This is a genomic window from Bradyrhizobium oligotrophicum S58 (assembly GCF_000344805.1).
Classification (GTDB): domain Bacteria; phylum Pseudomonadota; class Alphaproteobacteria; order Rhizobiales; family Xanthobacteraceae; genus Bradyrhizobium; species Bradyrhizobium oligotrophicum.
The window spans coordinates 5,878,855-5,891,194 of record NC_020453.1 but is presented as its reverse complement, the minus strand read 5'-3'; the positions used below and the strand labels follow the sequence as shown (position 1 = coordinate 5,891,194).

The following is a 12,340-nucleotide window of genomic DNA, read 5'->3' as shown; positions in this document are numbered from 1 at the left end:
GGAGACGTTGAGCGCTTAATCACAAGGGGAGCAAGGCGATGAGCGGAAGCGGGACGGCAGGCTCGGTCAAAGCGGATTTCAAGCCGGTGCTCTGGACACCAGGCGACTGGAACGCATTCTTCGGTTTCGGCACCAACATTCTCGTCAACATGCTCGTCCTTACCGGGCTGTTGCGCTTCGTGCTGAAGATGCCGGACAGCCTGGTGTTCGGCCGTATCCTGCCGGCGCTCGGCCTGATGATGTGCCTGTCGACGTTCTACTACGCCTTCCTCGCCTACCGCCTGGCACAGAAGACCGGACGCACAGACGTCTGCGCGCTGCCCTCCGGCGTCAGCGTGCCGCACATGTTCATCGTCACCTTCGTGATCATGCTGCCGATCACGCTCAAGACTGGCGATCCCCTGAAGGGCTGGTCGGCCGGCCTGGTCTGGGTGTTCTTCCAGAGCTTCATCCTGATGATCGGCGGCTTCATCGCGCCGTTCATCCGCAAGATCACGCCGCGCGCGGCGCTGCTCGGCACGCTCGCCGGCGTCTCCGTCACCTTCATCTCGATGCGACCGGCACTCGAAATGTACATGACGCCGCAGATCGGCCTCGTCTGCTTCGCGATCATCCTGGTCAGCTGGTTCGGCGGCGTGAAATATCCGAAGGGGCTGCCGGCAGGTCTCGTGGCGATCGCGGTGGGCATGATCATCGCCTGGGGCTCGAACCTGTTCGGCCTCGGTCTCGGCGGTCTCAGCGTCAAGGGCGTCGGTGATGCCTTTGCGAGCTTCGGCTTCTCGGTGCCGCTGCCGGCCGTGGGCACCGTGTTCTCCGGCTTCGAATATCTCGGCATCATCCTGGTGACGGCGATTCCATTCGGCATCTACGACCTCGTCGAGGCGATGGACAATGTCGAGAGCGCGGAAGCCGCGGGCGACGAATATCCGACCACGCGCGTGCTGACCGCCGACGGCATCGTCAGCCTGATCGGTTGCATGATGGGCAACCCCTTCATCAACGCCGTCTATATCGGCCATCCCGGCTGGAAGGCGATGGGCGGCCGCATCGGCTACTCGGCGGCGACCGGTGTGATGGTGATCGTGCTGTCCTGGCTCGGCATCATCTCTGTGCTGCTGGCGCTGGTGCCGGTGGTCGCGATCTCGCCGATCCTGCTCTACATCGGCATGCTGATCGGCGCGCAGGCGTTCCAGACCACGCCGGTCAAGCATGCGCCGGCGATCGTGCTCGCGTTCACGCCGCATCTCGCCGCCTGGGCCAAGCTGCAGATCGACACCATGCTGGCCTCGACGATGACGGCGGCACAAGCGGTCGGCGGCATGGCGGCCGACAAGGCGGATGCGGTCAAGACCGCCGCGATCGCCGCGCTGCCGCAGCAGGGCGTGCTCTATCACGGGCTCGAAGTCATGGGGGGCGGCTCGATCCTCGCCGGCCTCGTGCTCGGCGCGATCGGCGTGTTCGTCATCGAGCGCGACTTCACCAAGGCGGCAGCCTTTGCGCTCGCCGGTGCCGTCATGACGTTCTTCGGCTTCATGCACGGCGAAGCGGTCGGGTTCGGCGTGACGCCCGCAGTGGCCCTGGCCTACGTCGTGGTCGCGGGCGGCCTGTTTGCACTGGGACGGCTCGGCATGTCCGAAAGCTATGTCCCGCACGCGGAGATGCATGCAGCGCCGGCGGAATAGCTGCGGACAGGAATGAAGAAGAGGCGAGCCGGCGGCATGGCCGCCGGTTCTGCGTTCTCGCAGCGGTCACGCGGCGGGCAGGTCGAGATAATAGCGGAGCAGGGCCTGGCCGGGCGGCGATAGCCACTCGGGCGCGCCGGTGATGTAGCCCTCGATCAGGCCGCCGGTCCCGATCAGATAGGTGATCGGCATCGCGGGCAGCGCGAAAGCGGACGCATCGGGATTGGTCGGATTCGTCGCCTGCGCATGCGGATCGGCAAAGGAGGCGCGGGGCATCGTGACCTGCTGGGCGTAGCGGCGGATGGTCCTGATGTCGCGGCGGTCCGCGCAGATGGTCCAGACGTCGAGGCGCTGGAGCGGCGTGCGTTCGAGCGCGGCCAAGGTCGGCAGATCGGTCTTGCAGGCAGGGCACCAGGTGGCCCAGAAATTGACCAGGGTCACGTGACCCGGTTTCGGCGCGAGCGTGGCGTCCTTGCCGCTCATGTCCTGCAGCCGCAGCGGCGCCACGGCTGTTCGTGGGCGCACCAGGATGAACTGGCTGCGGCCGGAGTCGAGCCGCGGAGGATCCGGCTGTTGCGCGCGGGCCCGGCCCGACAGCAGCAGGCCAGTGCCAAGCGCGAGGCCCTGCCCCAGCAGGCGACGCCGCGTCCGGAGACCATCTTCGTCAGCCATGAATGTAGGCCCAGCCTTTACGCTGCAACTCGACGACGCGGCCGACCCCGAACGGCACCAGGCTGGCACCGTCGATCAGCTGTATCATGAGATTTTCCTTGCTCTCCGCGATCGATTTCGACGACGCGCACATGCTGAAGCCGACATTCGGATACATCTGGCGCAGTGCGGCGAGCGGCTCCTTCAGCGGCGATTTGTCGGCGCGAAACACCTCGATGCCCTGGCCGTTGGCGACGACCTCGATTGGCGGGGTCTGTCCGAGACCGGCAAAGTGTCGCGTCAGATTGCCCGAATAGCTGATGGCGTGACCCATCACATGCGGCTCATTGCTGTCGATCAGAATGACGATGCCGGCGCGCCGCTGGACGACGGCCGGCACGGCGGGGGCTGGTGCGCCGAGGGCCGTCGCGCCAGCCAGGAAGCCGCGCCGCGACAGATCTTGAACGGGTTCGCTCATCACTGCGTCCTTGTCGCAAGGGAAGCCGCCGGCCGTGGCTATTCCAAGGCCGGCGATTGTCCGGTCAGCTGCGCGGCAGGATCGGCGCCTTGGTGTTGCGCCCCCACAGCACGAACAGCGACAGTGCCAGCAGGACCAGATTGAGCGGTGTCACCACGGCCTCGCCGCGCGAGACGTGGAACATGATGGCGAAGACCTGCAGCGTCACGCAGCCGAGCGCGGCGAGCACGGTCAGGCGCGGCATGATGCGCGTGAGCGACGGCAGCAGGATGCCGAGGCCGCCTGCGAGATCGATCAGGCCGATGGTGCGGACGAAGGCGACCGAATATTCGCCGGTCCACGGCATCATCTGCGCCAGCTCCTTGATCGGCGTGAACAGCTTCGTGAGGCCCGCGAAGCCGAACAGCAGGAAGATCATGGTCTGGGCGGTCCACAGGCCGATGCGGAGCGCCCGCGAGGGCCGCAGCGGCGCGAGGTCGGAGGTCGATGTGGTGCTGGACAAGGTGGGGTCTCCGGAACGGGAGGAACGGGGGCTTGTGAGCGGACAGTGATGATTTCTTCTTGTTTGATCATTATGTCTGGCGTTGAAGCATCATTTCCTATGGGTTGATGACGAATGGACACGCTGGTCAGTATTCGGGTGTTCTGCCAGGTCGCGGAGCTCAAGAGTTTTGCCGCGGCGGCGGATCGCCTTGGCCTGTCGCCGGCCATGGCTTCCAAGCACGTCATGCAGCTGGAGCAGCGGCTGTCGACCCGGCTGCTCAACCGCACCAGCCGGCGGGTCGGGCTGACCGAGGCCGGCGCCGTGTATTTCGAGCAGGTGCGGCAGATGCTCGACTCGCTCGACGAGGTCGAGGCCGTCGTCAGCAAGGCGACCGTGATTGCGCGTGGGACCTTGAAGCTCAGTGCGCCCGTGTGGTTCGCGAACCCGCTGTTCGCGGCCGTGCTAGCCGCGTATCGTACTCGCCATCCGGATGTCGTGCTCGACATCGATCTCAGCGGCCGGCTCGTGAACCTCGTCGACGAGGGCTTCGATCTCGCGCTTCGCGTCTCCGCCACGCCAGGGGAGGGATTGATCGCGCGTCCGCTGTCACCGATCCTGATGCAGCTCGTCGCCGCGCCGAGCTATCTGGCGGCCGCGGGACGGCCAGCGACGCTGGCCGATCTCAACGGACATGCAATGCTGAAATACGCGCTGTATCCCGTAAGGACGATCACATGGCCGAGCCCGGACGGCGACGTGACGCTCGCCTTCAACGACGTGCTGATCAGCGGCAACGAGACCCTGCTGCACCATGCCGCCGTCGCCGGCATGGGCATGGCCGTGCTGCCGCGCTGGCTGATCGCCGACGACCTCGCCGCGGGGCGGCTGGAGCCGGTATTGCCGGGGGCGATGACGATCAGGGCTCCGCTGATGGCGGTCTATCCCAGCCGCAAATATCTCTCGGCCAAGGTCCGCACCTTCATCGACTTCGTCGCCGCCGATCCGCTGATGAAGCAGGCCTCGGACGGCCCGCCACCGGCGATCGACGGGACTGCGGCGCGGGCGCGGAAGGGACGGAAGGCGGGGGCGTGACGGTCTAGCTACGTCCGATCTATTCTGACATCTGCTCATTCAAGGTACTGACTGAAAATCTCTGCAGCTTGGACTCGATATGTTGCCGTACCGCCGGTGCGCTCCCTCTCCCCGTTCTTCACGGGGGGGCAAACGCACGGGTGCTGCGAGTCGTTGGACCTGTACCCCCTCACCCGGATTGCATCTTTCGATGCAATCCGACCTCTCCCCGCAAGCGGGGCGAGGTGCACTGAGCAAGCCGCACTACTTGAGCTCAACGGAACCACGTTTTTGGTAAGCGCTCATTCACGGCCGCACCGCCGGTGCGTCCATGGGCATGCCGTGCGCGCGTGACATCAGGTAGAGCTCGAGTGCGATCATGTCGGGCGCGTCGAAGTCGAGGGCCTGGGCGCGCACGCCGGTCATGCAGCCGCGGATGCGCCGCTGCAGCGAACCCATTGCCTGCCATTCCAGCCGGTAGATCGGGTAGCCGGTCGGCTGTCCCTGCGTGATCGCGGAGCCGGCGAGGTGCTTGTCCCAATTGTCGTCGTGGCAGTTGGTGCAGGCGAGATTCAATTGTCCCTGCCGTTGCATGAACAGATCGCGTCCGTGCGCGACGGCTGAGGCGAGCCGTAGATCGTCGCCGGCGGTGATCGGCGTGCCGCGCGACTGCTTTGCGATGAGCGCCGTGAGCGCGAGCATCTCCCGGCTGTCGGGCGCGAATGGATCGGTCTGCTGATGCTGCTTGCGGCAGAGATTGACGCGCTGGCCGAGATCGACGGGCGCGCCGCTGATGACATCGAATGCCGGATAGCGCGCGGCCACGTCCTTCATGCTCACGGCGGCATCGCCGTGACAGTCGCTGCAGGCCTTGTTCGCCGCGCCGGCCTTGGTGGTCCACAGAGTGTCGCCGTCGAGCACCGACAGCATCGCGGGATTGGCCGTGTCATCGTCCTGCATCGCCTTGGTGTCCGATGACATGAAGTCGTATCCGGAGCGTCGCGCGGACGCCGTGATCTCGCCGGCCACCGCCGGCAGAGCGAGGCTCGCTGCCGTCGCGATTGCGAGCAGCGCGTGCCGCCGCATCATTCGACCGTGATCGCGGCGGAGGCGTTGGCGACGAAGCCATTGTCGCCGATCCATTCGAATTCGAACCGGCCGCTCTCGCCCGCAGTGGTGAAGAACGACAGGAACGGATTGGCGGCGATGGCCGGGAACAGGTCGGCGCGGAAGATCTCGGTGCCGTTGAACCTGCAAACGAAGCTGGTGACGATGTCGCGCGGCACCATTTCGCCGGCCGCGGTGTGGCGATAGCCGGGCTCCATGACATGGCTCATCAGCGTCTTGATCTCGATGACGGCGCCGCGCTTGGCTTTGGCGGGGACGTTGACCAGGGCTGCGGCCATCACGGCGTCTCCTCGGTGCAGGCGGCGAGCGTCACGATCACGTCGACGCTGACGGACCAGAACGAGCCGTCGGACAGCTTTGCGATCGCGACCACCTTCTGGCTGTCGGCGAGCCGGATGCGGGTCGCGACCTGGGCACGGCCGGCCCGCGGCGTCAGATGAAAGTTGGCGACGTTGGGCTGCGGGTTCTTCTCGTTGAAGACGTGGATGCTTTTGACATAGCTCTCCGCGGTCATCGGGTGATCGACGCTGACGGTCATCGGCACGGTGTTGCCGTTCTCGACCAGCGGTGGAATGTCCAGTCTCACCTTGCCGACTCGAACGTTGGCTTCGCCGACGAGATTGCGGATCGCGGACGTCAGCATCGCCGGGGTGGCCTGCACGGGACGAACCGTGATGAGCGGCAGCGTGCCGGCCGCCGTCAGGGTGCCAGCGAGTTGCAGCAGGTGGCGGCGCGAGAGGTGGATCGGGTCGAACATGCTGCTCATATGGTCTCACTCGCGCAAGCTTGCGAGATAGGCGACGATGTCTTCGATCTGTTCCGCTGACAGGATCGGCTTGTCGCGCCAAGCCCGTCCGACACGCGTCAGCCCGTCGACGTGGTAGTAGGACGGCATGATCGTCTGGGGATTGAGCCGGCTGGCATCGACCAGCCGTAGCCGCAATTGCGCTGATGTCGCGCGGCTGCCGACGCCGGCCAGATTTGGCGCGAGATCACCCTGGAAGCGCACCTCGGGAAACGGGCCGGAGTGGCAGAGCAGGCAGGTCGAGCTGCGCTCGGCGACGAGCGCACGGCCGCGTGCGGCGTCGCCAGGCTGGCTGGTCAGCGAGTCGGTGATGCCGTCGCCTGTGATTGCATACGGCGCAAGCGTCTGCGCCACCGCGAGTGTGGGCACGGTGGCCATGATCACACCCATGATCCTGCTAGCCGAAGGCATCATGGGTCAGCGCCTTGAACCATGTCGTCGCAGCCTCGACCTCGGTCGCCCGTGTCTCGCGCGAAGCGTCGACGGCGCTGCTGCGTCCGCCCTCGGCCTCGGCGAAGAGGTCGCCCTTCGGCTGATACACGCCGGCCAGTGAAAACGCGTAGTCCGGCGCGACGATGCTATAGCAGACGCCGGTCAGCGGCGGCGGCTCGGACGACCGGCCGCCCAGGTCGCGCGCGATCACGGCCGCACAGGCCTTGCCCTGCGCCTGCGCGGCGCCCGCCGACTTCGGAATGCCGCCGCCGAGACAGGCATCGCCGATCACATGGATGTCCGGGACCAGCTTCGAGGCGAAGGTGGCGGCGTCGATCGGACACCAGCCGGTGCGGTCGGCGGCGCCTGCCAGCGCGGCGATGCGGCCGGCCTTCTGCGGCGGGATGATATTGGCGACATCGGGCGTGTAGTTGCCGAACTCGGTGATGACGGTGCGCGTCGCCACCTCGACACCAGTCACGCGGCCGCCCTGCGACAGCGGGATGTGCTCGATCATGCCGTCGTAGAGCTGCTTCCATGCCTGCTCGAACAGCCGTTGCTGCGAGAAATTGTCCTTGGCGTCGAGGACCAGCACCTTCGATTTCGGCTTGTGAGTTTTGAGATAATGCGCGATCAGGCTGGCGCGCTCGTAAGGAGCGGGCGGGCAGCGTGATGGATTGGCGGGGACTGCGATCGCGACAGTGCCGCCGTCGGGCATCGCCTCGATCTGCTTGCGTAGCAGCAGCGTCTGCTCGCCGGCCTTGTAGGCATGCGGCATCACTGTCGATGCTGCCTCGTCGTAGCCCTGCAACGCGGTGAAATCGATGTCGATGCCGGGCGCCAGCACGAGACGGTCATAGGGCAGCGTGCTGCCATCGGCGAGCGTGACCTTGTGCGCTTGCGCATCGATCGCGGTGGCCGCCTGCAAGACGACGCGCACGCCCTCGGCAGCGATCTTGTCGTAGCCGAACTGCTGGGCGCCGATGTCGCGCAGGCCGGCGATGACCTCGTTGCTGAGGGGGCATGATGTGAACGTCGTATTAGCCTCGACCAGGGTAACGTCGAGCTTGCTATCGGCCTGGCGCAGCGCGCGGGCGCAACTGGCGCCGCCGAAGCCACCGCCGATCACGATGACACGCGCCGCCGTCTGCGCACGCAACACAGCAGGCGCGGCGAGCAGGGCGGCGCTCGCCGCGATCAGGCCGCTGACCTCTCTGCGCGTGCGTTGTGGGGGCACTCTCATCATTTCAGAAGTGCATGGCGGCAGCCATTGTTCCGAACGGCTGCCGCCACGCTGATCATGCGAAGGTGATGTTCTGGTCGCGCAGCGGCACCGAGCGGATGCGTTTGCCGGTGGCGGCGAAATACGCATTCAGCACCGCAGGTGCCGCGACGCCGATGGTCGGCTCGCCGACGCCGCCCCAGAACCCGCCGCTCGGGATCATGATCGATTCCACCTTCGGCATCTCGGCGATGCGCATCGAGTTGTAGCTGTCGAAATTGGTCTCAACGATGCGACCGTCCTTGACGGTGCAGCCGCCGTAGAACAGCGCCGACAGGCCGTAGACGAAGGAGCCCGCGATCTGCCGCTCGACCTGCGCCGGATTGACGACGTAGCCCGGATCGGTCGAGGCGACGATGCGGTGGACCTTGATCTTGCTGCCGTCGATCACCGAGATTTCGGCAGCGCCGGCGACATAGCTGCCATAACCATGCAGCTGCGCCAGGCCGCGATGCACGCCTTCCGGCGCCGGCGTGCCCCAGCCGATCTTCTCGGCCACGGCGTTCAGCACGGCGAGATGCTTCGGGTGATCGGCCATCAGCTTGCGGCGGAATTCCAGCGGGTCCTGGCCGGCCGCGTCGGCGAGCTCATCCATGAAGCATTCGAGGTAGATTGCGTTCTGGTTCACGTTCACGCCGCGCCAGAAGCCCGGATTGATGTGCGGGTTGCGCATCGCATGCTCGATCAGCAGGTTCGGCACCGAATAACCGATCGTCGCTTCGCCTGACGGAGCGAGCCCCTGGAAGGTCGCGGGATCCTTGCCGTTGACCAGCGCGTCCGGCCGCAGGCTGAACAGGATCGACTGGCCGGAGATGCGCATGTGCAGCGCGGTCAGATTGTTGTCGGCGTCGAAGCCGCCGGTCATCTTGCACTGGGTGATCGGGTGATAGCGGCCATGCGTCATGTCCTCCTCGCGCGACCAGATCAGCTTGACCGGCGTGCCCGGCATCTCCTTGGCGATCAGCACGGCCTGGCGGACATAGTCGGTCTGGCCGCGCCGGCCAAAGCCGCCGCCGAGGATCAGCTTGTGGACCTCGCATTTGTCCGCCGGGAGGCCTGAGGCTTCGAGCACGGCGGCGAAGGCCGCCTCGCCGTTCTGCGTGCCGCACCAGACCTCGCAGCGGTCCGACGTGTAGAGCGCGGTCGCGTTCATCGGCTCCATGGTGGCGTGGTTCTGGTACGGATAGTTGTAGACCGCCTCGACCTTCTTCACGGCGTTGCCGAGCGCAGCCTTCACGTCGCCGTTCTCGTTGCCGACGAAAGCCGGCCCGGACTCCAGTCCTTCCGCCAGCCATTTGCCGATCGAGGCCGAGGAGACCTTGGCGTTCTCGCCTTCGTCCCAGACAATGGGGAGCGCGTCGAGCGCCGTCTTGGCGTGCCACCAGGTGTCGGCGATGACGGCCACCGCCGTGGCGCCGACCGGCACCACTTTCTTGACGCCCTTCATGCCGGCGATCTTGGTCGCGTCATAGCTCTTCAGCTTGCCGCCGGTGACCGGGCAATCCTTGATCGCGGCGTTGAGCATGTTCGGCAGCTTGATATCGGCGCCGTAGATCATCGCGCCGGTGACCTTGTCGGCGGTGTCGAGCCGTTTCACGCCCTTGCCGATCAGGGTCCAGTCCTTCGGATCCTTCAGCTTCACATCGGCCGGCGGCGTCAGCTTCGCCGCGGCTTCGGCGACCTTGCCGTAGGTGGTGGTCTTGCCCGAGGCCTTGTGCGTGATGACGCTGTTGGCTGCGGAGCATTCGGCAGCCGGGACCTTCCATTGATCGGCGGCGGCCTGGATCAGCATCATGCGCGCGGCGGCGCCGCCCTTGCGGACGTAGTCCTGCGACGAGCGGATGCCGCGGCTGCCACCGGTGGAGAAATCGCCCCACACCCGCTTGCGCGCGACGTTCTGGCCGGGCGTCGGATATTCGGTGGTGACCTTGCTCCAGTCGCAGGCGAGCTCCTCGGCGACGAGCTGGGCGAGGCCGGTCAGCGTGCCCTGGCCCATCTCCGAGCGGGCGACGCGGATCACGACGGTGTCATCGGGGCGGATCACGACCCATGCGTTGACTTCGGGGGAGCCGTCCGCGGCGCGCACGATTTGTGGTCCGCCAAAGGGGATGTCGAGGCCGAGCGCGAGACCGCCGCCGAGCGCGGCGGAGCCGATGACGAAGGAACGGCGGTTGAGGCGCGGCGTCACATGCTGGTTCATGCCGAGCTCCTCAGGCGTTCGCGGCGGCGTGGATCGCCTCGCGCACCTGCGCGAAGGTTCCGCAACGGCAGATGTTGGTGATGGCGTCGTTGATGTCCTGATCGCTCGGCTTCGGATTGTCCTTCAACAGCGCGGCCACGGCCATGATCATGCCGCTCTGGCAATAGCCGCATTGCGGAACGTCGTTCTCCAGCCAGGCCTGCTGCACCTTGTGCAGGCCGCCGTCGCTGGCGAGCCCTTCGATCGTGGTGATCTGCTTGCCCACGGCCTCGGAGACGGTGACGCCGCAGGAGCGCACGGCCGCGCCATCGAGATGCACGGTGCAGGCGCCGCATTGTGCAATGCCGCAACCATATTTGGTGCCGGTCAGTCCGGCGTTCTCGCGGATCGCCCACAGCAGCGGCGTGTCGGGCTCGACGTCGAGATCAATGACTTTGCCGTTAATCGTCAGGTTTGCCATCGCAGGTCCCTTTCGTTCAACTCGCCAGTTGAACTGAGGCCGGCACTGTGGCGCGAACCCTGGAATCCTTCAAATCAAGAATATGCGTTTATGGTGTGGGAAGATTTGTCATGCCTCGGGGTTGTTTGTTGCCCCGGCTCATCAGCCGCGCGGCGGCGCAACCGCAAGCCGCAGGAAGCTCATCACGCTGCCGAGCGCGGCGAAGCCCGCGCCGAGCGCCAGCGCCAAGGTCGCCCCGTCGCGACCAGCGACGCTGAAGCACAGGGCGGCCAGCGCAGCGCCTGTCGTCTGGCCTGTCAGCCGTGCGGTGGCGACGATGCCGCTGGCGCCGCCGCTGCGATGCGGCGGCGCGCTCGACATGATGGCCTTCATGTTCGGCGCCTGGAAGAAGCCGAACCCGATGCCGCAGATCAGCATGCGCCAGACGATGTTCGGGATGCTTGGATTGTCCGGCAACATGGCCAGCAGCGCCATGCCGGTGCCGAGCATCACGAGGCCGATGCCACCGAGCAGGCCGGCGGGAAAGCGATCGGACAGCCGGCCGGCGATCGGCGCCATGATGGTCACTGCCAGCGGCCAGGGCGTCATGAAGAAGCCGGTCTCGACCTGCGAGCGCTGCAATATGTCCTCGAAGTAGAACGGCAGCGAGACGAAGCCGAGGCCCTGGACGGAGAACGAGCACACGGCGGTCGCGGCCGAGAGCGCGAACACGCCGCGGCGGAACAGGTCGATCGGCAGCATCGGCGCCGGATGATCGGCCTGGCGGCGGGTGAGAATGATGCCGAGCACGAGGGCGCCGACCAGCTCAGCCACGACCGTGACCGGCGTGGCGCCATGCGCGGCGCTGCCGATGCCGGTGATGAAGAGCCCGAGGCAGAGCGCGGCGAGCCCGGCGCCGAGGAAGTCGAAGCCGTGATCGGCGCGCGGCGTGCGCGGCAGCATCTTCAGGCCGATCAGGATGGCGATCACGCCGAACGGCAGATTGATCGCGAACAGCCACGGCCATGAGCCGAGCGAGAGAATGGCGGACGCGATGGTCGGCCCGAAGGTGAAGGAGATGCCGACCACCAGCGCATTGTGGCCGAGGCCGCGGCCGAGCATTTTTCCCGGATAGACGTAGCGCACCAGCGCGGTGTTGACGCTCATGATGCCGCTGGCACCGAGGCCCTGCAGCGCGCGGGCGATCACCAATGTCGGCAACGACCACGCCAGCGCGCAGCCGACCGAGGCCAGCGTGAACAGCAGGAGGCCGCCGAGATAGATGCGCTGATGGCCGACGATCTCGCCGAGCGCGCCCAGCGGCAGCAAGGTTGCCACCAATGCGATCTGGTAGATGTTGACGACCCAGACCACCTCGGCCGGCGAGACGTGAAGATCGGCCGAGATCGACGGCAGCGCGATGTTGGCGATGGCGACGTCGAGCGAGGCCATCGACAGCGCAGTGAAGATCGCGGCGATCGCCCACGGGCGCTGGCCTGGCGGCAGTCCGTCGCCCGCTGTGGCAAGCCTGGGCGCATGTTGGCGAATGGACATGGAGACCTTCGATTGGCGGGAGCGTCGAGGTGAGCGTGTACACTGGACCGGGCGGGCGCCCCAGCCATCCCCGCGCATGGCCGCATGCGCTGATGCCCGCGACGACGCCAACAATCGCGTGACACCGCGCCGGC

The 12,340-nt window shown here is 66.4% G+C and carries 13 protein-coding genes; 2 read left to right on the top strand and 11 right to left on the bottom strand.

The genetic code is table 11. The annotated features are described in order from the left end of the window. Positions 1-38 precede the first annotated feature (38 nt). On the top strand, positions 39-1,682 hold the full coding sequence (locus S58_RS25475; protein WP_015668266.1) for a hypothetical protein: 1,644 nt from the start codon (positions 39-41) through the stop codon (positions 1,680-1,682). Between the two features lie 66 nt (positions 1,683-1,748). Here S58_RS25475 and S58_RS25470 read toward each other — a convergent pair whose 3' ends face one another. The 3 genes from S58_RS25470 to S58_RS25460 all read right to left on the bottom strand — a co-directional run bounded on the left by S58_RS25470 (position 1,749) and on the right by S58_RS25460 (position 3,313). Then, complete coding sequence (locus S58_RS25470) at positions 1,749-2,354, bottom strand: TlpA disulfide reductase family protein (protein WP_015668265.1); 606 nt, start codon at positions 2,352-2,354, stop codon at positions 1,749-1,751. After that, positions 2,347-2,811: a DsrE family protein gene (locus S58_RS25465; RefSeq protein ID WP_015668264.1), complete on the bottom strand. Its 465-nt coding sequence runs from the start codon at positions 2,809-2,811 to the stop codon at positions 2,347-2,349. Before S58_RS25465 ends, S58_RS25470 begins: the two co-directional genes overlap by 8 nt. Positions 2,812-2,875: 64 nt before the next feature. Further along, the gene (locus S58_RS25460; protein ID WP_015668263.1) at positions 2,876-3,313 is read right to left on the bottom strand and encodes a DoxX family protein; all 438 of its coding nucleotides are present in this window, start codon (positions 3,311-3,313) and stop codon (positions 2,876-2,878) included. 114 nt (positions 3,314-3,427) lie between these two features. Between S58_RS25460 and S58_RS25455 the strand changes: the two genes are divergently transcribed. After that, the gene (locus tag S58_RS25455) at positions 3,428-4,387 is read left to right on the top strand and encodes a LysR family transcriptional regulator (protein WP_015668262.1); all 960 of its coding nucleotides are present in this window, start codon (positions 3,428-3,430) and stop codon (positions 4,385-4,387) included. 285 nt (positions 4,388-4,672) lie between these two features. Here the strand turns inward: S58_RS25455 and soxA are convergent, their stop codons facing one another. From soxA to S58_RS25415, 8 genes are all read right to left on the bottom strand, one after another. Next, complete coding sequence (gene soxA / locus S58_RS25450; protein WP_042340927.1) at positions 4,673-5,452, bottom strand: sulfur oxidation c-type cytochrome SoxA; 780 nt, start codon at positions 5,450-5,452, stop codon at positions 4,673-4,675. Beyond that, positions 5,452-5,772, bottom strand: a complete 321-nt coding sequence (soxZ, locus tag S58_RS25445; RefSeq protein WP_015668260.1) for a thiosulfate oxidation carrier complex protein SoxZ — start codon at positions 5,770-5,772, stop codon at positions 5,452-5,454. Before soxZ ends, soxA begins: the two co-directional genes overlap by 1 nt. After that, positions 5,772-6,260: a SoxY-related AACIE arm protein gene (locus S58_RS25440; protein ID WP_083938672.1), complete on the bottom strand. Its 489-nt coding sequence runs from the start codon at positions 6,258-6,260 to the stop codon at positions 5,772-5,774. Before S58_RS25440 ends, soxZ begins: the two co-directional genes overlap by 1 nt. Positions 6,261-6,266: 6 nt before the next feature. Beyond that, entirely contained in the window at positions 6,267-6,713 is a 447-nt protein-coding gene (soxX, locus tag S58_RS25435) for a sulfur oxidation c-type cytochrome SoxX (protein WP_042340212.1), read from the bottom strand. Continuing rightward, complete coding sequence (locus S58_RS25430; protein ID WP_042340926.1) at positions 6,697-7,974, bottom strand: NAD(P)/FAD-dependent oxidoreductase; 1,278 nt, start codon at positions 7,972-7,974, stop codon at positions 6,697-6,699. The genes soxX and S58_RS25430 overlap by 17 nt, the downstream gene beginning before the upstream one ends. Positions 7,975-8,029: 55 nt before the next feature. After that, complete coding sequence (locus S58_RS25425; RefSeq protein ID WP_015668256.1) at positions 8,030-10,213, bottom strand: xanthine dehydrogenase family protein molybdopterin-binding subunit; 2,184 nt, start codon at positions 10,211-10,213, stop codon at positions 8,030-8,032. A gap of 10 nt (positions 10,214-10,223) precedes the next feature. Continuing rightward, positions 10,224-10,673 carry a (2Fe-2S)-binding protein gene (locus tag S58_RS25420; protein WP_015668255.1) on the bottom strand — a complete coding sequence of 150 codons (450 nt, stop codon included), beginning with the start codon at positions 10,671-10,673 and terminating at the stop codon, positions 10,224-10,226. A 141-nt stretch (positions 10,674-10,814) separates the two neighbouring features. Next, positions 10,815-12,206, bottom strand: a complete 1,392-nt coding sequence (locus S58_RS25415) for an MFS transporter (protein ID WP_015668254.1) — start codon at positions 12,204-12,206, stop codon at positions 10,815-10,817. Between the last annotated feature and the right edge of the window lie 134 nt (positions 12,207-12,340).

Coding starts and splice junctions, on each gene's coding strand:
- S58_RS25475 (WP_015668266.1), top strand. CDS start 39: ATGAGCGGAAGCGGGACGGCAGGCTCGGTCAAAGCGGATTTCAAGCCG.
- S58_RS25425 (WP_015668256.1), bottom strand. CDS start 10,213: ATGAACCAGCATGTGACGCCGCGCCTCAACCGCCGTTCCTTCGTCATC.
- S58_RS25440 (WP_083938672.1), bottom strand. CDS start 6,260: ATGAGCAGCATGTTCGACCCGATCCACCTCTCGCGCCGCCACCTGCTG.
- S58_RS25415 (WP_015668254.1), bottom strand. CDS start 12,206: ATGTCCATTCGCCAACATGCGCCCAGGCTTGCCACAGCGGGCGACGGA.
- soxA (WP_042340927.1), bottom strand. CDS start 5,452: ATGCGGCGGCACGCGCTGCTCGCAATCGCGACGGCAGCGAGCCTCGCT.
- S58_RS25420 (WP_015668255.1), bottom strand. CDS start 10,673: ATGGCAAACCTGACGATTAACGGCAAAGTCATTGATCTCGACGTCGAG.
- soxZ (WP_015668260.1), bottom strand. CDS start 5,772: ATGGCCGCAGCCCTGGTCAACGTCCCCGCCAAAGCCAAGCGCGGCGCC.
- S58_RS25430 (WP_042340926.1), bottom strand. CDS start 7,974: ATGAGAGTGCCCCCACAACGCACGCGCAGAGAGGTCAGCGGCCTGATC.
- S58_RS25465 (WP_015668264.1), bottom strand. CDS start 2,811: ATGAGCGAACCCGTTCAAGATCTGTCGCGGCGCGGCTTCCTGGCTGGC.
- S58_RS25470 (WP_015668265.1), bottom strand. CDS start 2,354: ATGGCTGACGAAGATGGTCTCCGGACGCGGCGTCGCCTGCTGGGGCAG.
- soxX (WP_042340212.1), bottom strand. CDS start 6,713: ATGATGCCTTCGGCTAGCAGGATCATGGGTGTGATCATGGCCACCGTG.
- S58_RS25455 (WP_015668262.1), top strand. CDS start 3,428: ATGGACACGCTGGTCAGTATTCGGGTGTTCTGCCAGGTCGCGGAGCTC.